The sequence below is a fragment of the Bradyrhizobium sp. HKCCYLS3013 genome, assembly GCF_051167615.1.
In the GTDB taxonomy this organism is placed as follows: Bacteria; Pseudomonadota; Alphaproteobacteria; order Rhizobiales; family Xanthobacteraceae; genus Bradyrhizobium.
The window spans coordinates 415675-433168 of sequence record NZ_JBNPTK010000001.1 but is presented as its reverse complement, the minus strand read 5'-3'; the positions used below and the strand labels follow the sequence as shown (position 1 = coordinate 433168).

General features: G+C 66.6%; 18 protein-coding genes. 12 read left to right on the top strand and 6 right to left on the bottom strand.

All coding sequences use genetic code 11. The annotated features are described in order from the left end of the window. Window positions 1–17: 17 nt before the first annotated feature. Together ACQR1F_RS01950 and ACQR1F_RS01945 are read right to left on the bottom strand one after the other, a co-directional pair. Entirely contained in the window at window positions 18–1235 is a 1218-nt protein-coding gene (locus ACQR1F_RS01950; RefSeq protein ID WP_434912448.1) for an alpha/beta hydrolase, read from the bottom strand. Between the two features lie 281 nt (window positions 1236–1516). Beyond that, window positions 1517–3016, bottom strand: a complete 1500-nt coding sequence (locus ACQR1F_RS01945; RefSeq protein WP_434912447.1) for an amidase — start codon at window positions 3014–3016, stop codon at window positions 1517–1519. A 260-nt stretch (window positions 3017–3276) separates the two neighbouring features. Between ACQR1F_RS01945 and ACQR1F_RS01940 the strand changes: the two genes are divergently transcribed. The 4 genes from ACQR1F_RS01940 (at window position 3277) to ACQR1F_RS01925 (ending at window position 6348) form a co-directional block, all read left to right on the top strand. Continuing rightward, window positions 3277–4116, top strand: coding sequence for a roadblock/LC7 domain-containing protein (locus ACQR1F_RS01940; RefSeq protein WP_315802148.1), 840 nt, complete (start codon window positions 3277–3279; stop codon window positions 4114–4116). A gap of 60 nt (window positions 4117–4176) precedes the next feature. After that, window positions 4177–4938 (top strand): MBL fold metallo-hydrolase, encoded by a 762-nt coding sequence (locus ACQR1F_RS01935; protein WP_315802147.1) that lies wholly within the window; start codon window positions 4177–4179, stop codon window positions 4936–4938. Between the two features lie 64 nt (window positions 4939–5002). Then, the gene (locus ACQR1F_RS01930) at window positions 5003–5707 is read left to right on the top strand and encodes an OmpA family protein (protein WP_434907345.1); all 705 of its coding nucleotides are present in this window, start codon (window positions 5003–5005) and stop codon (window positions 5705–5707) included. Then, on the top strand, window positions 5704–6348 hold the full coding sequence (locus ACQR1F_RS01925) for a hypothetical protein (protein ID WP_315713402.1): 645 nt from the start codon (window positions 5704–5706) through the stop codon (window positions 6346–6348). The genes ACQR1F_RS01930 and ACQR1F_RS01925 overlap by 4 nt, the downstream gene beginning before the upstream one ends. An 83-nt stretch (window positions 6349–6431) precedes the next feature. Here ACQR1F_RS01925 and ACQR1F_RS01920 read toward each other — a convergent pair whose 3' ends face one another. Beyond that, a complete protein-coding gene (locus ACQR1F_RS01920; RefSeq protein ID WP_315802178.1) occupies window positions 6432–6605 on the bottom strand; it encodes a DUF1328 domain-containing protein in 174 nt (57 codons plus the stop codon). 292 nt (window positions 6606–6897) lie between these two features. Here ACQR1F_RS01920 and ACQR1F_RS01915 point away from each other — a divergent pair, with 292 nt between their 5' ends. From ACQR1F_RS01915 to ACQR1F_RS01890, 6 genes are all read left to right on the top strand, one after another. Next, entirely contained in the window at window positions 6898–9483 is a 2586-nt protein-coding gene (locus tag ACQR1F_RS01915; protein ID WP_434912446.1) for an ATP-dependent helicase, read from the top strand. 75 nt (window positions 9484–9558) lie between these two features. Further along, on the top strand, window positions 9559–9975 hold the full coding sequence (locus ACQR1F_RS01910; protein ID WP_315802144.1) for a hypothetical protein: 417 nt from the start codon (window positions 9559–9561) through the stop codon (window positions 9973–9975). Beyond that, a complete protein-coding gene (locus ACQR1F_RS01905) occupies window positions 9975–10646 on the top strand; it encodes an OmpA family protein (protein WP_434839301.1) in 672 nt (223 codons plus the stop codon). Before ACQR1F_RS01910 ends, ACQR1F_RS01905 begins: the two co-directional genes overlap by 1 nt. 242 nt (window positions 10647–10888) lie before the next feature. Beyond that, on the top strand, window positions 10889–11440 hold the full coding sequence (locus tag ACQR1F_RS01900) for an Mpo1-like protein (protein WP_315802142.1): 552 nt from the start codon (window positions 10889–10891) through the stop codon (window positions 11438–11440). Beyond that, complete coding sequence (locus ACQR1F_RS01895; protein ID WP_316181746.1) at window positions 11440–12465, top strand: NAD-dependent epimerase/dehydratase family protein; 1026 nt, start codon at window positions 11440–11442, stop codon at window positions 12463–12465. The genes ACQR1F_RS01900 and ACQR1F_RS01895 overlap by 1 nt, the downstream gene beginning before the upstream one ends. 42 nt (window positions 12466–12507) lie before the next feature. After that, window positions 12508–13131, top strand: coding sequence for a methyltransferase family protein (locus ACQR1F_RS01890; protein WP_315802140.1), 624 nt, complete (start codon window positions 12508–12510; stop codon window positions 13129–13131). A gap of 6 nt (window positions 13132–13137) precedes the next feature. On the opposite strand, the gene ACQR1F_RS01885 is transcribed toward ACQR1F_RS01890, so the two are convergent. Together ACQR1F_RS01885 and ACQR1F_RS01880 are read right to left on the bottom strand one after the other, a co-directional pair. Continuing rightward, on the bottom strand, window positions 13138–14184 hold the full coding sequence (locus ACQR1F_RS01885; RefSeq protein ID WP_434912445.1) for an alpha/beta fold hydrolase: 1047 nt from the start codon (window positions 14182–14184) through the stop codon (window positions 13138–13140). Between the two features lie 122 nt (window positions 14185–14306). Next, window positions 14307–15041, bottom strand: a complete 735-nt coding sequence (locus tag ACQR1F_RS01880; protein WP_316217714.1) for a hypothetical protein — start codon at window positions 15039–15041, stop codon at window positions 14307–14309. 282 nt (window positions 15042–15323) lie between these two features. On the opposite strand from ACQR1F_RS01880, the gene ACQR1F_RS01875 reads away from it, so the two are divergent. Together ACQR1F_RS01875 and ACQR1F_RS01870 are read left to right on the top strand one after the other, a co-directional pair. Next, window positions 15324–16244 carry an ABC transporter ATP-binding protein gene (locus ACQR1F_RS01875; protein WP_434886312.1) on the top strand — a complete coding sequence of 307 codons (921 nt, stop codon included), beginning with the start codon at window positions 15324–15326 and terminating at the stop codon, window positions 16242–16244. Beyond that, complete coding sequence (locus tag ACQR1F_RS01870; RefSeq protein WP_315802136.1) at window positions 16241–17002, top strand: ABC transporter permease; 762 nt, start codon at window positions 16241–16243, stop codon at window positions 17000–17002. Before ACQR1F_RS01875 ends, ACQR1F_RS01870 begins: the two co-directional genes overlap by 4 nt. A 28-nt stretch (window positions 17003–17030) precedes the next feature. On the opposite strand, the gene ACQR1F_RS01865 is transcribed toward ACQR1F_RS01870, so the two are convergent. Beyond that, window positions 17031–17381, bottom strand: coding sequence for a hypothetical protein (locus tag ACQR1F_RS01865; RefSeq protein WP_315802135.1), 351 nt, complete (start codon window positions 17379–17381; stop codon window positions 17031–17033). Window positions 17382–17494: the final 113 nt, after the last annotated feature.

Sequence of the window (17494 nt, the reverse complement as noted above, 5' to 3'; positions counted from 1 at the left end):
GCGCCGGCGTCCCGCGCTCAGCTCCCGCCGGCCGCCCTCTTCTTCGCAGCACCTGACTTGGCGACGCGCGCCTTCGCGGTGCGCGGCTTGGGACTGGTGACCCTGACGGCCAAGCGAGCCTGCGGCCGGATGCGGTAGCGCCCCGACCCGGTCGGATCGCGGTTGCCGACCTGGTTCTGCGGCACGCCGCTCAGGACCTGGACGATGTCGTCACGGACGACCGGAAAGATGCGATAATACTGGTGCTCCTGCGGGTCCTGCGCGAACGACGTGACGTCAGAGCAATCCACCGCGGTGACCTTGTCGCTAATGCTGCCCATGTTGTCGGGGCCGTCATTGCCGAGCCGCGGACCGTTGAATTTCGTGCCCGCGCTCAGCGTGTTCAGCACCCAATCCTTGGTCGAGTGATAGACCGTGACGCTGCTCGCGGTGCGCGGTAGATATTTCAGCTTCGCCGGGTCATCGAACGCATCCGCGTCCTCGTCGGCTGCCGCGAGCACGATCTTGTCGAACGTCCTGCGCAGTCCGGTCAGCGCCGGCTGCGTGCCGTCCATCCGCACCATCGCCGGCACGCTCCCAGCCATGGCCGCGCCGGCCGCCGGATCCGGCATCTGCATCAAGGCCTGCAGCGCGCCGCGCAGGACATAGACCCCCATGCTGTGACAGATGAGATGAATGCTCTGGTTGCAGCGCTCGCTCTCCGGCAGCCCGTCGACGAAATCATAGAGACGCCGCAGCGTGCGTGCCACGGCCGGGCCGGATGCCGCCGCCGTCTTGCGATCGTGCTGGTAGTCCACAAAGGGCAGCGGCACGCCGACCGGCGAGGCCACCGACGGCCAACTGAACACGAACATGTTGGCGTCGATCCCGTAGAACGCCGATATCCACCCGGCGCGTTCGATCGAGTCGACGAAGCTGTTGCTGAAGCCGTGAATGAACGCGATCGTCGGCCGCGCCTTCGCCAGCATGTCGGTACGCAGGGCGTCGAAGATCGTATTGCTGCCGAGGACGGCTCGGGAGCCTTGCGGAAAGATCAGTTGCTCGTCCTCGACATGAAGCGATCCAGGCACCAGGCCATAGCTCGATGCCTGTAGATCGACGGCGATCTCGGCCCGGCCATACCTGATGTTCAAGCCGTTGACGGGACCGAGCTCGGAGCTAAACCCGGTAATCTGAGTCGTGCCTTCAGCCGTGATCGGTTGCCTGTTGGTCGCGAAATAGACCGTGACGTTCATGATCCCGCCCTCTGAGAATATCGCCACAAGCATGGCACGGCACCGGACGAGCGGATCGTCGGAAGCGGCGCGAAATGGCTTCCGCACCACGGCAGTCACGCGCGATGGGCCGGATCCGAACAACGTCGCCGTCTGAACAACGTCGCCGAACCGGCGCGGCTTCCGCAACCGCGCTCCACCTCAGATAGAACACCACAAACAGCGCGCACGCAATCGCGATGGATGCGCACGGCGTCGTGCGACGCACGACCGCGCTGCGCAAACCGGCCCATCTCGTCTGGTCAGCCCTGCATCACCCAGTCCGGCAAGCGCGCGAACCAGGGCTGCGCCTGCTCGAGCTGGCGGGCGAGCTGCAACAGTCTCGTCTCGTCGCCGAGCCGGCCTGTGAACTGCACGCCGAGCGGCAGGCCGTCGGCGGTCCAGTGCAGCGGCACGCTCATCGCCGGCGTTCCCGTCAGATTGGCGAGCTGCGTGAACGGGACATATTGCAGGCTGTCGCGGGCGATCTTGTCGATCATGCCGTCGAGCAGGCCCCAGCGCGTCAGCAGCCCGAGCAGGCCGATGCGGTCGAGCATGTCGAGCAGGGTCTGTTCGGCCGTGCTCGGATCGCCCTCGCCGTGCCGGATCGGAGGGTGTGCGAGCGTCGGTGTCAGCAGCAGGTCGTAGCGCGCATGGAAGCGCGCGAGCGCGCGAGCGAACTCGTTCCATTTGAGCAGCTGCGTCGTCAGCGCGCCGGCCGAGATCGCGCCGCCCAGCGTCGACAGCACCCGCGTCAGCAGCTCGAACTCCTCGCGCCTGGCGCCCTTGCCGCGCGCGTCGGCGACCAGCGCCGCGACCTGGCCGAAATAGATGTGCAGGAACGAGGTCGCGAGCGCGGCGCCGTCGATGTCGGGGGTGGCCTCCTCGACCTCGTGACCGAGGCCCCGCAGCAGCTTCACGGCGTCGTCGACCGCAAGCTTCGCCTCGGCATGCACCCCGGTCCCGATCGGCGACGCCGCCGTGTAGCCGATGCGCAAGCGGCCGGGATCGCGGGCGACCGCATTGGCATAGACCACGCCGGGCTCGGCGGTGAGAAAGGGATCGCCGGGCTCGCTGCCCGCGATGACGTCGAGCGCGAGCGCGGTGTCGCGAACGCTGCGCGACAGCACGCCCTCGCTCGAGGCGCCGAACCAATACTCACCGAAGCCCGGGCCCGACGAGATCAGGCCGCGCGACGGCTTCAGCCCGAACAGGCCGCAGCAGGCGGCGGGAATGCGGATCGAGCCGCCGCCATCATTGCCGGCGGCCATCGGCACGACGCCCGAGGCGACCGCCGCTGCAGCGCCGCCGCTGGAGCCACCCGGCGTATGCGCGGGATTCCAGGGGTTGCCGACGCGGCCGAAAGCGCGGGAGTCGCTGACGCCCTTCAGCGCGAGCTCCGGCAGGTTGGTCTTGCCGAAGATCACGAGGCCGGCTTCGAGATACCGCCCGACGACCGAGGCATGCTCGGCGGCCGCGAAGCCGGACAGCGCCTTGCTGCCATAGGCCGTCGGCAGGCCCGCATAGTCCTGGGCACAATCCTTGATCAGGAACGGTACGCCGGTGAACGGGCCGGTGGCAGGCTTGGCAAGCTGCGCACGGGCCTCGCCCTCCATCAGCCTGCAGACGGCGTTGGTCCGCGGCTGGGCCCGCTCGTTCTGTACCAGCGCGAGCTGCAGCAGCTCCGCCGCATGGGTCTCGCCGCCCTTCACCGCGGCGGCAAGCGCCGTTGCATCTCGCTGCACATAGTCCCCTAAGTTCACGCCGCCCTCCCCGCACCGCATTCGTTGCCGTGATCGTAGCTGATTCTGGCTGCAACCGAGGCGCAGTTGCGCCGAACGCGGCGTCAATGCGGCCCCATCGGGGCGATCATGGCGACATGATGATCAACCCCGGTCGACTCGAGGGCCGGATTGCGCAGCTTGGTCCCGATTTTAGTTAATTTGATTCAGATCATTCGTCGCGTCTCTTGTGCCGACCTAACCTTACGCATCGTTAGTTGCGTAGAGTTGACGAGAGAGCGATGGGACGCCTCGCAAGCCTGCTGAGCCGAGCGCACGGTCCGCATGAGGATGCGGCGGCCCTGCCCGTGACCACCGCCGACTACTTCATCCTGCTGTCGCGCGCGATGGAGAACCTGCCGGACTCATCCCCCGAACGCCGAGCCGAAGTCTACCAGTCGGCCCGCCAGGCGCTGGTGACCCAGTTGCAGGCGATGGATCCGCCGGTCTCGCGATCACGCATCAAGGCCGAGCAGCGCGCGCTCGACGACGCGGTTGATACGATCGAGACGCGCGCGCTGACGACACCGGACGGCAGTCCGGAACAGACGACGACGCTGGTCCCGGATGACCCGCTGTATCCCTCCGCCGTTACTGCACAGATCGACATTCCCGCCGCTTCCGTTTCAACAGCTCAAGATGATGACCAGGACCCCGCCATGGCTCAAAGTCAGTTTCATTCCAAGTTTGCCCCGCGCGCCGTCGAGGAGAAGCCGATGTCACGACTCGATGAAATCAACCGCGTCCTGCGCAAGCTGCAGAGCGACTCGTTCGGGGTCGAGGCCTGCGCGCTGATCTCGGAGGACGGGCTGATGATCGCGAGCGTGCTCGCGGCCGACATGGAGGAGACGCGGGTCGCCGGCATGACCGCGACCTTGCTGTCGCTGGGCGGCCGCGCCGCCATGGAGCTCGGCCGCAGCCATCTGCAGGAGGTCATCATCCGCGGCGAGTCCGGCTACGCCGTGCTGGTCAGCGCCGGCCGCGGCGCGCTGCTGCTCGCGCTCACCAACGAGAACAGCAAGCTGGGCTTAACCTTCTTCGACATGCGCGAAGCCGTCCGGTCGCTGCAGAAGGTGCTGTAGCGCATCGTCGTCAATGAGCCGGCGCGCGGCGATCGCGCGGCGCCGGCGGGGAGTCATTTCATGGCCAATACCGTCCTCTATGACGACGGCGTTCACAAGAACATCCTGCTGGAGGATTTCGGCGCCGGCGACCTCGCGGTGCAGGCGAACCAGCATCTGATCATCCACGACCGCATCGGCATGCTGCTCGATCCGGGCGGCCACAAGGTCTATTCCAGGGTGCTCAGCGAGACCTTCAGCGAGCTCGCGGGCGGGCGGCTGAAATATCTGTTCCTGTCGCACCAGGATCCCGACATCGTCGCAGCCATCAACGGCTGGCTGATGACGACCGACGCCGACGCCTACATCTCGGAGCTGTGGACCCGCTTCGTTCCGCATTTCGGCTTCGACCACATCGTCGCCGACCGGCTGAAGCCGATCCCCGATGAAGGCATGGTGTTCGATCTCGCCGGCAGCAGGCTGTATGCGCTGCCGGCGCACTTCCTGCACAGCGAGGGCAATTTCCAGCTCTACGATCCGATCTCGAAGATCCTCTACAGCGGCGACCTCGGCGCTTCGATCGGCGTCGACTACACCGTCGTGCGCGACTTCAAGGCGCATACGCGCTTCATGGAAGGCTTTCACCGCCGCTACATGGTCTCCAACCGCGTCATGAAGGCGTGGGCGCAGATGGTGAGCACGCTCGACATCGAGATCATCGCCCCACAGCACGGCGCGCTGTTTCCGGATGCTGCAATGTCGCGCCAGTTCATCGCATGGTGCGCGGGGCTCGAATGCGGCATCGACCTGATCACGCCGAAGTTCAAGGTGCCCGTGGGCTGAGATGCTGGCGCCCTCCCCGAACTCCGTTCCGCCCTCGCCCGCGATGCGCGTCGATGCGTGCACCGTGGCCGGCGAGGAGGCGCCGATCTGGCTCGCCGCGGCCTTCGCCGTCGCCGGCACCCTGATCGCCGTCATGTCGGCAGCGCTCTGGCAGCAAGGCATCGCTACGGCGCCGGTCGCGACGGCGGCAATGCCGGTGATGGCCGTGCCGCAGCGCGACGACCGCATTGCCGACGCGGCGCCCAAGCGACGGGAGGCGCGGATCGTCGACCCGGCACCGGTGGTCGCGGCGCCGCCGACGCCGCCCGCGCCCGCTCCCGTCGTAATCGCGCCACCGACTCCGCCGGTCGCCCCGGCAGCGCCCCCGGAGCCCCAGAGCCCCGCGAAGCCTTCCGCCGAGTGCTTCGCCCCGCTGGCGGTCGGCTTCGAGCGCGGCAGCGCCCGACCGAACCCTGCCGACATGAAGCGGTCGCTGGCGATCCTGCAACGCACGCTCGCGCGCCACGGCGATGCGACCATCATCATCGAGGGCCATACCGACGCCAGCGGCACCGAGGATCTGAACGTGCTGCTCAGCTATTCGCGCGCCAAGGAGATCGCGGCCCAGTTGAAGCGCGAGGGTCTCCCGGCGCAGCGGATGTCGGTGCGCGCCGCCGGCGCCGGCGAGGCGCGCGGCGATGCCCTGGCGGTCGCGGGCGACCGCAAGGCCGTGCTGCGCATTGCGGGCGTCGATGATTGCAGTCAACTCACAGCGACGAAGCGACCATGACGATCTATGCCATCGTGAGCGGCCTCGGCGCCGCCATCCTGCTGCTGACCTCGGGCTATCTGTTCGGCGCCCGCCAGGGCGCGCTGTCCCGCGAGCTGCTGCGGCGGCAGGTGCAGATGCAGGCGGCCAGCCTCGACCAGTTGCAGGAGCAGAGCAGCCACGACGCCATTGAGCGCGAGACCAGCCTGCGCAGCGCGATCGAGGACGTGCTGGCGCCGCTGGTCGAGCGTGAGCGCATCTCGCTGGATCTGGCGCAGCTCGCGAGCCGGCCGGGCCGGCGCCGCGAGCTGGTGCCGCTGCTCGACCGCATCGCCGAGGTCGGCCGCTTCCAGACCGTGCTGCTCACCAACGAGGAAGGCCTGCCGCTCGCGGCCAATACGACCGCCCACCGCACCGAGCAGCTTGCGGCAGCGGCGACGCGGCTTGCGCTGGTGGCGGAGAAGATCGCCGACGAGACCCATATCGCGCCGTTGTCGGTGATGCTGCGCGACGCCTCCGAGGCGACGACGCTGTGCCGGATCTTCCGCGTGCAGGACCAGACGCTCACTCTGACCGCGCTCTCCAACGATACGCGCCTCGCCTCCGTGGCGCTCGATCCGGCGCTCGCCAAGGTGCAGGTCGCGCTGACGGCGCCGGCCTGACACCTCCTCAAAACGCAAAGAGCGCAGCACCTCTTGCGAGGCACTGCGCCCTTCGCCGACCTCATTGTCAGGGATGAGGCCGACTACACGCGGCTGCGGCCGCGGGCGAGGCCCACGACGGCCGAAACCAGAAACAGCACGACGGCGATGAAGAAGATGATCTTGGCGATCTCGATGGAGGCACCGGCGACGCCGCCGAAGCCGAGAATGCCGGCGATCAATGCGATAACCAGGAAGGTGACAACCCAGCCTAACATGACACGACCTCTGTCTCTCGATTGCGGTTCAAAGCGACGCGGAGCTTGCGCCGTTGCCAGAACAATCGTGGCTTGGAACAAAGGTTCCGGCCGCGCGGGCCGGTAAAAATTCGCGATCTGCCGGAACAAAAGCCCGCCGAGGCTGGAGCAGACGTCCGTCTGCCCCGATTTAGGGCTGTAAAACGCCGCTGCCGGCCCCATATAGCCGTCAATCCCTGCTATGAGGGCTCCTTCCTGCAGACCTCGCGATGCCGTCATATGATGCCATCCGAGGGACGAGACTGATTCGCTGATGACCGAGCCCAACCGCGTGAGCCCTTTTCCTGCGCCCGACCACCAGCCCGTTGCCGGCGGCATTGCCGCGCGCGCCCGCGCCGCCGCGACCGGTGGTGCGCGCTATCTGGCGGGCCTCAATCCGGAGCAGCGCGAGGCGGTCGAGACGCTCGATGGCCCGGTGCTGGTGCTCGCCGGCGCGGGCACCGGCAAGACCCGCGTGCTGACCACGCGCATCGCGCATATTCTGAGCCAGGGCCGCGCGAGGCCGAGTGAGATTCTGTCGGTGACCTTCACCAACAAGGCCGCGCGCGAGATGAAGACGCGGCTGGCCGAGATGCTCGGACAGGCGGTCGAGGGCATGCCGTGGCTCGGCACCTTCCACTCGATCTCCGGCCGCATCCTGCGCAGCCATGCCGAGCTGGTGCAGCTCAAGTCCAATTTCACCGTGCTCGACGTCGATGATCAGATCCGCCTGCTCAAGCAATTGCTGCAGGCCGAGAACATCGACGACAAGCGCTGGCCGGCGCGCATGCTGGCCGGGCTGATCGACGGCTGGAAGAATCGCGGCCTGGCGCCGTCCCAGGTGCCCTCGGGCGAGGCCGCGGTGTTCGCCAACGGCAAGGGCGGCAAGCTCTATGCGAGCTATCAGGAGCGGCTGAAGATTCTCAACGCCGCCGATTTCGGCGACCTGCTGCTCGAGAGCATCCGGCTGTTCCGCGAGAACCCGGACGTGCTCAGGCAATATCAGAGTCGCTTCAAGTTCATCCTGGTCGACGAGTATCAGGACACCAACGTGGCGCAATATCTCTGGCTGCGGCTGCTGTCGCAGGCGCCGTCGTCCTCCGGCTCGTCATTGCCGGGCTCGACCCGGCAATCCATCACGTCTTCGGAAGAAGATGGATCACCGGGTCTCGACGCTCCGCGTCGGCCCGGCGATGACGACAGAAGTGTTGCCGCGCCTAGCTCCGCCCCCGCCCTCAAGAACATCTGCTGCGTCGGCGACGACGACCAGTCGATCTATGGCTGGCGCGGCGCCGAGGTCGACAACATCCTGCGCTTCGAGCACGACTTTCCCGGCGCCAAGGTCATCCGCCTCGAGCGCAACTACCGCTCCACGGGGCACATCCTCGCCGCCGCCTCGCATCTGATCACGCACAACGAAGGCCGGCTCGGCAAGACCTTGCACACCGAGGACGTCGAGGGCGAGAAGGTCACCGTCACCGGCGCCTGGGATTCGGAAGAGGAAGCGCGCGGCATCGGTGAGGAGATCGAGGAGCTGCAGCGCAAGGGCGAGCATCTCAACGACATCGCGATCCTGGTGCGCGCGTCCTACCAGATGCGCGAGTTCGAGGACCGCTTCGTCACGCTCGGCCTGCCCTATCGCGTCATCGGCGGCCCGCGCTTCTACGAGCGCGCCGAGATTCGCGATGCGCTGGCCTATCTGCGCGTCATCAACTCGCCGGCCGACGATCTCGCCTTCGAGCGCATCGTCAACGTGCCGAAGCGCGGGCTCGGCGATGCCACCGTGCAGATGCTGCACGACCACGCCCGCAAGCGCCGCATCCCGCTGTTCGAGGCGGCGCGCGCGGTGGTCGAGACCGACGAGCTGAAGCCGAAGGCACGCGGCTCGCTGCGCGGGCTGATCCTGCAGTTCGAGCGCTGGCGCGCCCAGCGCGAGGTGACGCCACATACCGAGCTCGCCGAGATCGTGCTCGACGAGAGCGGCTACACCGAGATGTGGCAGAAGGACCGCTCGGCCGATGCCGCCGGCCGCCTCGACAACCTCAAGGAGCTCGTCCGCTCGATGGAGGAGTTCGAGAACCTGCACGGCTTCCTCGAGCACATCTCGCTGGTGATGGACCGCGAGGGCGCAGCCGACGAGGAAGCGGTGTCGCTGATGACGTTGCACTCGGCCAAGGGGCTGGAGTTCGACAACGTGTTCCTGCCGGGCTGGGAGGAAGGCCTGTTCCCGAGCCAGCGCACGCTCGACGAACAGGGCCGCGCCGGGCTGGAAGAGGAGCGCCGCCTCGCCCATGTCGGCCTGACCCGCGCGCGGCGTCGCGCCAAGATTTATTTCGCCACCAACCGCCGCATCCACGGCACCTGGACCACGACCATTCCGTCGCGCTTTCTCGACGAGCTGCCCGCGGCGAGCGTCGAGATCACCGAATCGAAGGGCGGCTCGGGCTGGGGCGGTGCTGGCGGCTACTACGGTCCGTCGCGCTTCGACAACGTCGAATCGTTCGGATCGAGCTATTCCACGCCGGGCTGGCAGCGCGCACAGGCGCGTCGGCCGGGCGCGGCACGCGGTTCGTCGGAGAGCGGCTTCAAGGAAGAGCCGTCGCCGTTCTCGGGCCGTGATCCGTTCGGCAGCGGCTTCGGCGGTAATTTCGGCCGCGGCAAGCGCGGACCGATGACCATCGAGGGCGAGCTGGTGGCGAAATCCACCGGCACGACGTCGGAATTTGCCCTCGACGACCGCGTCTTCCATCAGAAGTTCGGCTATGGCCACGTCGTCAAGATCGACGGCAACAAGCTGACCATCGCGTTCGACAAGGCCGGCGAGAAACACGTCGTCGACAGCTTCGTGCAGCGGGCGTGACCCGGCGGCCACGCCGCCGCACTTCGCCTTGGTTAGGCCTTGACCATGGCAGCGTGCATCGTATGAGATGCAATCATGGTCCGAGGATACATTCTGTTGAGTGTTGCGGTCGCGCTGTGTGTGCCCTCGCTGGCGGCGGCGCAGACGATGAGCTTTGGCGATTCCGCGGGGCTGATCGCCTCGAGCTGCGGCGCAGACATCACCGCCAATTGCCGCGGCGTCAACCTCGACTCCAACCGCCTCAAGGAATGCCTCTCGCGCAACCAGGACGTGGTCTCCGCGCAGTGCAAGGCGACCTATTTCAAGGCGTTCGAGGCGATCCAGAAGCGCATCGCGGCGCGGGTCACGGTCGCCAATGCCTGCCAGCGCGAGATCGTCAAGCTGTGCGGCGGCTCCACGAAGGAAACGAGCAAATCGATCCCGTGCCTGTTGACGGCCAATGGCGTGAGCGCGCGGTGTCAGCAGGCGATGGGCGAAGCGGGGTATCGCTGATGCGGCGGACCGCGAGATCACTGCTGTCGGGGCTGATCGCTGCTTCGCTGGTGGCCGCGAGCGCGCCCGCGTGGTCGCAGGAGCTGAGTCGCGAGGACATCGTGCGCCAGCTCGGCCGCTTCGAAACCGCGCCTGCGCTGGATCTTCCGGCGCTGAAGCAGCAGACGCAGGAGCGTTCCAGGTCGCGCGGGCGCAACGAGCCGCCGCCGCAGAAGCGCCCGCCGATCGCGCCGGAGCTGGTGAATCTGCCGGCCTTCAACGTCGACATCCAGTTCGACGTGGACACGCCGATCGTGCGTCCGGAATCCTACCAGACCGTCGGGCGGATCGCCGATGCGATGGTGTATTCCGACCTGCTGCCCTACACCTTCCTGATCGTCGGCCATGTCGAAGCCAACGGCAAGCGCGAGTCCAACGTCATCCTGAGCCAGCGCCGCGCCGACGCGATCCGCGACATCCTGGCAAACACCTTCAAGATCTCGGTCAAGCGGCTGCAATCGATCGGACTTGGCGAGGAGCAGTTGCTCGACCCGTCCAAGCCGACCGCCGCCGTCAATCAGCAGATCCAGATCATCCCGATCGCAAAAACCGTCGAAGAGGCCGCAGCGCCGCCTTCGCCCCCTGCTCCGACGACGCCCGGCAAGCAGGGCCCCCGCAAGCATCGCAATTGATGCAATTGGGACCCGCGCGCAGGCCATGAACCCGGAGCGCTGCGGGCGCGACTGTTGTTTCAGCAGGTACCGATGCGCTCTTCCCGACAGGCGCGAATGGAACCGGTTTTCAAGTCGGGTTGCGCGGCCATGCGGATGGGCCGTGATTGCCGGGTTTGTCGACACAGCCGCTTGATGGTATAGCCCCCTCTTTGCGGCCGTCGATTGAGCGGCGGTCGATCTCATTGACGAGCGAGCCAGCCATGAACGCCATGTTCCGACGCCAGATGGTCGACTACGTCGAATATCATCGCGATCCGCGCAACGGCCTGATGCATGTGTTCGGGATCATCCTGTTGTTCCTGGGCGCCGTGCTGCCGCTGAGCTTGTGGCATTTCGACGCGTTCGGCATCCGGATCGGCCTCGGCGCCGTGCTGGCGCTGCCCGTCCTGCTCTACTGGCTGCTGCTCGATGCCGCACTCGGGGCCGGCATCCTGGCCTTCGCGGTGCTGTTCCTTGCTGCGGCCATGATGATCGCCGATCACGTCCATGGTGTCGCCTTCTGGGCGCTGTTTGCCGCGCTCATCATCTTCGGCTTCGTCTCGCAGGCCGTGGGCCATAAGGTGTTCGAGCGCAACAATCCGTCTCTGCTGGATCATCCGGCGCATCTCTTTCTCGGTCCGATGTTCGTGATGGCGAAATTGTACATGGCGTTGGGTCTGCGGCCTTCGGTGGCCGACCTCATCGCGCCGAACTGGTCGCCGGATCGGCTTGCATCGGACCGGCTTCAAGGCGATCAGCACTCGCGTCCCTAATGAAAATCCTCGTCACCGGCGGCAGCGGTTTCATCGGCCATCACCTCGTCTCTGCGCTCGTGACGCGGGGCGCCGAGGTGCGTGTGCTCGATATTCGCTGCCCCAGCCACATGATCGCTGACGTCGAGTACATCGAAGGCTCGGTGCTCGATGCGGGCCTGGTGAAGCAGGCGGTCGCCGGCGTCGATCAGGTCTATCATCTCGCCGGACTGCCCGGCATGTGGATGCCTGACCGCGAGGACTTCTATCGCGTCAACTGCATCGGCACGGAAACGGTGCTGGCGGCCGCACGCGCCGACCGGGTGCGCCGGTTCCTGCACTGCTCGACCGAATCCATCCTGTTCGACTATCCCCGCTCGACCGGTGCCGCATCGGCGCCAACAGCACCGCCGGCCGAGGCGATGCCCGGGGCCTATACGCGCTCCAAGGCGCTGGCCGAGGCGCGCGCCATGACAGCCGCCGCGGAGGGCTTCCCCGTCGTGGTGGGCACGCCGACGATGCCGATCGGGCCGCATGACAGCAATCTGACACCGCCGTCGCAGATGCTGCGGCATTTCCTGGACAGCCGGGTCCAGCTCTATCTCGACTTCATCGTCAACCTGGTCGACGTCCGCGACGTCGCGGCCGGCCTGATCCTGGCGATGGAGCGCGGCAAGGTCGGTGGCCGCTACGTGTTCGGCGGCGAGAGCCTGCGCCTCAGCCGCATTCTCGATCTCATGGCGGCGATCAGCGGCCGCAAGCATGTCGCAGTCGCCGTGCCCGGCCGGCTGGCCGAGCTGTCGGCGGGCATGCTGGAGTTCGTCTCCGATCACCTCACCAAGCGCTGCCCGTCCGGCACCGCCGAGGGGGTGCGGATCGCCCGCGCGGCCTCGGATCTGTCGATCGACAGGGCCAAGCGCGAGCTCGGCTACGTCCCGCGCCCGATCGAGCCGACCTTGCGCGAGACCATCGCCTTCCTGCTCGGTTCCGAGCCGGGAAAGCGGCTCGACGGTAAACAACACCCTTTTCGCACTGCGGCCGAATAGCTAAGAGCAGCCGGTCCCACGTCCCATAACGGTTTTGCAGACATGTCCGGCGATGCCAGCCCCATCTCGTCAGTTGCGTTCAGCGGCTGGACCACCACTTGGCCCACCTCGCTGCTGGCCATCATCTGGCTGATCTGGCTCGCGAGCTGGGTCGGCGCCTCATTCTGGTCGGGGCAGACCCGCAAGCATGTGACGGTGATCAAGACCAGCCGCTATCACGCGCTGATCGTGCTCGGCGGCATCCTGTTCACGCCGTGGACCTCGCGCCTGCTCGGCGAGAAGCCGTTCTGGACTCCCGGCGAGACCGGCGTCTACCTGCTGACCGTGGTGACCCTGGCCGGCATCGCCTTCACCTGGTGGGCGCGCATCCATCTCGGCCGCTTCTGGTCCAACGCGATCACCCACAAGGAAGGCCACAAGGTCATCGACACCGGCCCCTACGGCATGGTCCGTCACCCGATCTATACCGGGCTGATCCTCGGCATGATCGCCACCGGCATCGCGGTGGGCACGGTGACCGCCGTGCTCGGCGCCGTCCTGATCTCGCTCGGCATGGCCTGGAAGGCGAAGATGGAAGAGGTCTTCCTCGCTCAGGAGCTGGGGCCGGATTACGTCACCTACCGGCAGCGCGTGCCGATGATCATTCCGTTCCTGCCGCCGGGCTAAGGCCGCTCAGCGCCTGGCCTGGGCTGCCGAAGGCGGCTGCGGCGCCTGGTTTGCCGCCTGCGGCAGCAGGTGGCGCGGCAGGATGATGCGCTGGCCCGGGACCAACGGCTGGGTGGCGAGGCCACGGTTGGATTGCTGGAGCGCCCAGAGCGGAACGTGATAGTTGGCGGCGATCTGGTCCAGGGTCTCGCCCGGCCTCACCGCCAGAGCAGTGCCGCTGTCCCACAGCTCCACGGAGGCTGTCGGCGGCACCAGATATCGCAGCGGCACCGGATCCGCGTCGGCAGTAGCCGAGGTCTGCGACAACTGGCTGATCATGGTGACCAACTGGGCGTGCACGTCCTCCATCTTGTCGATGTTGATGTGCGTGACCTCGTCATGATCCTTCATGTCGAAGCTGGCGTAGTGACCGCGAAAGCCGGGCTCCGGCTTGACGTCGCCGCCGCCGAGAATGTTGTCGGACAGGAACACGTTGATGAAGCGCTGCACGTTGGACGGCACGCTCTTGGTCGCATGCGCCGGATCGACGGTGACGACGAGGGCGACCGGGATGTTCTGCTCCTGCAGCGTGATCGCGATGCGCACGCTGCACAGCCCGCCCATCGAATGGCCGATCAGCACGATCGGGCCCGGCTCCTGGCGGTAGTTCTTGGCCACCTGGAGCGCGATCAGGTCGCACAGCGTGAATTCATAGACACTGGCCCGGTAGCCGGCCGCCTCGATCTTTTCGGCCAGACGGTCCATCCCGGTCGAGAACAGCGGACCGAGCGCGCCGCGGAACAGGTACACCCGCGGCGGCGGCAGCGGCTGGCTGATCTCGGGCGGCGCAGCGGGTACGGCCCGGATCGCCGCGGGGGTTACTGCCGGGGATGCCTTCGCGGATCTGGTCGGCGCAGGGGCGGAAGCAGCGCCGGGCTGGGCGGCCTGCGAGATGCTCGGCGCCGCAAGTCCGGCGAGGAAAGGTGCGGCGAGGAGGATCGCAAGCCGTCTCCTGCCGGCAGCCGCCTTGGCTGGACCGAGCCACCGTCTCGCGATTCGCGCCACGCTGGTCATTCGCGCTCCCGGGAAAGCTCACAAGCTCAGATCGAGCAGGGTCTCATCTCCCCCCTGCCATACCGCTTGTCGCCACTGAATGGGAGCATTTTGGGGCGCGCGCCCAGTGGCGCGGTCGTCGATTACCGGTAGCCGGCGACGTTCGCAGCGCGCTGCGGAGCGGCCATGCGGGTCGGCGGCGCCGCCGCAGGGCGGCCCCGCCCGCCGAACACCACGCCATCGATGGCACCGATCACCTTCTGCTGCATGATCTGGTTCTTCTCGATCGTGACGTGGCCAACACCGGGAACCGATTGGACGTCGACATTCTCGAGCTTGCCGCGGAAGCCGTCGTCGCGGCGGACCGGCTCGCCGGCGCCGCTGGCGATGTAGAAATTGATGTAGCGCTCGGCGTTGCCGCCGACGAGCTTGGTCTTGAACACCGAGTCCAGACCGATCGCGAGCTTCACGGGCACGCCGAGCTGGCCGAGTTTGTTGATCATGTCCGGCAGCGCAGTCGCGCCCGAGGAATGCCCCACCAGGATGATGGTCTTGATCCGGCCGGCGCGATAGGCGGCCGCCGCCTCGTCGGCGAGCGACGACCACGACACGAAATTGGCGACCGTGTTTGGAATGCCCTGCGAATCCAGCTTGGCGGCGATGTCGTCGAGCCCCAGCGAGAAGATGTTGAGCACGCCGCGCAGCAGATAGACATGCGTCGTGCTGGCGGTGCTTGCGGCCGCCGGGCTCGGTGCCGCCCTGACCGATCCGGTGCCGAGCGGCAGAGCCAGCGCAACGGCCAGGGCCACCATGCCAAAGCAGCGCGCCGACAGGCTGCGCTTGAAGGTGGGTCGAACGGTGCTGGCGCGTGGCGTCATCGGTCCTTCTCCGCGGCGGAAATGTCGAGACGGCGCGACCGTACCCAAGATGCTCGCGGACGCAACATTGTCGAACATCGCGAGGCGGCGATCCTCGCCAGCCGTGGCTGAGCGGCAACACCTAACCATATTGGCCACGGAAAAGCCCAACAAGCGACACGATCGAGGGTCGCGCGCATGATTGCGCGAACGCCCCCCCGTTCCTATCTGAGCGCTTCGCCTGCGCCCCTCCTCCGCGCAGCTCCCCCGCTCTTTTCGAATCCCTCGCATCGAATCCCCGTGATGGCTCCCGTCATTTCCGTTACCGGCCTGTCGAAGACCTATTCCTCGGGCTTCACCTCGCTCAACAATGTCGATCTCGCGATCGAGCGGGGCGAGATCTTCGCGCTGCTCGGGCCCAACGGCGCCGGCAAGACGACGCTGATCAGCATCATCTGCGGCATCGTCAATGCGTCCAAGGGCAAGGTCGCGGTCGGCGGCCACGACATCAACCGCGGCTATCGCGCCGCGCGGGCGCTGATCGGACTGGTGCCCCAGGAGCTGCACACCGATTCATTCGAGACCGTATGGGCCACGGTCAGCTTCAGCCGGGGGCTGTTCGGCAAGGCGAAGAACCCGGCGCTGATCGAGAAGATCCTCAAGGACCTGTCGCTCTGGGACAAGAAGGACGCCAAGATCATCACGCTGTCCGGCGGCATGAAGCGCCGCGTGATGATTGCGAAAGCGCTGTCGCACGAGCCGCAGGTGCTGTTCCTGGACGAGCCGACCGCGGGCGTCGACGTCGAGCTGCGCAAGGGCATGTGGGACGTCGTGCGCGAGCTCAAGGCCGCCGGCGTCACCATCATTCTCACCACGCATTACATCGAGGAAGCCGAGGAGATGGCCGATCGCGTCGGCGTCATCAACAAGGGCGAGATCGTCCTGGTCGAGGACAAGGCCAAGCTGATGGCGAAGCTCGGCCGGAAGCGGCTGAGCCTGCATCTGCAGCATCGGATCGAGACCATCCCCGAGGCGCTCGCGCCCTATCAGCTCGCGCTGTCCGACGACGGCTGGCGGCTCGCCTACGACTACGACACCAAGGGCGAGCGCACCGGAATCACCAGCCTGCTCGGCGATCTCAGGACTGCCGGCATCCGCTTCGTCGATCTCGAGACCAAGCAATCATCCCTTGAAGACATCTTCGTGAGCCTGGTGCGGCAATGAATTTTCGCGCGGTCGCCGCAATCTACAAGTTCGAAATGGCCCGCACCTGGCGCACGCTGCTGCAGAGCATCGTGTCGCCGGTGGTGTCGACCTCGCTCTATTTCGTCGTGTTCGGTGCCGCGATCGGCTCGCGCATCAGCGAAGTGGACGGCGTGAGCTACGGCACCTTCATCGTGCCCGGCCTCGTGATGCTGTCGGTGCTGACCCAGAGCATCTCCAACGCCTCGTTCGGGATCTACTTCCCGAAATTCATCGGCACGATCTACGAGATCCTGTCGGCGCCGATCTCGCATTTCGAGATCGTGCTCGGCTATGTCGGCGCGGCCGCGACGAAATCCATTATTCTCGGGCTGATCATCCTCGCCACCGCCGGGCTGTTCGTGCCGCTGCACGTCCAGCACCCGGTGTGGATGCTGTCGTTCCTGGTGCTGACGGCCGTGACCTTCAGCCTGTTCGGCTTCATCATCGGCATCTGGGCCGACGGCTTCGAGAAGCTGCAGATGGTCCCGATGCTGGTGGTGACGCCGCTCACGTTCCTCGGCGGCAGCTTCTACTCGGTCAACATGCTGCCGCCGACCTGGCACTCGATCGCGCTGCTCAACCCGGTGGTCTACCTGATCTCCGGCTTTCGCTGGAGCTTCTACGAGATCGCCGACGTCAGGGTGGAAATCAGCGTCGGCGTGACGCTGCTGTTCCTGGCGATCTGCATGGCGATCATCTTGTGGATCTTCAAGACCGGCTACCGGCTCAAGCATTGAGCCGGCGCCTCAGCTTGGTGGTGACAGCTCAGCGGTAGCAGTGAAAGCGGCCGTAGCCGTCGCGATATCCGCGGCAGTGATAGTGCCGGTGGTAATACGAGCGGTGCGGGACGCCGAGCACGCCTTCGACGGCGCCCACGGCTCCGCCGACACCGGCACCGACCGCGCCGCCGACGACGCCGCCCACCGGGCCGGCGATACGGTTGCCTTCGTGCGCCCCTTCATGGGCGCCACGGATGATGCCCTGGGCGTGGGCGAATTGCGGCAGCGCCAGCCAGGCCAACGCCAGGATGAACAGTGCGAGCGCAGCCAGCAGATAGGTCAGCTTATGCGGCGCGCGATCGTCGAGCACCGCCGTCTTGGCCTTCATCGTCAACATTTTGAGTCCTGGGAACCGCATGGAGGAACCCTTGAAACGCGGATGCGGCCAAAAAGTTGCGCGGTCATGACAAATTGGACCGATTAGAGAAGTCCCAAACGCCGGAATGAAAG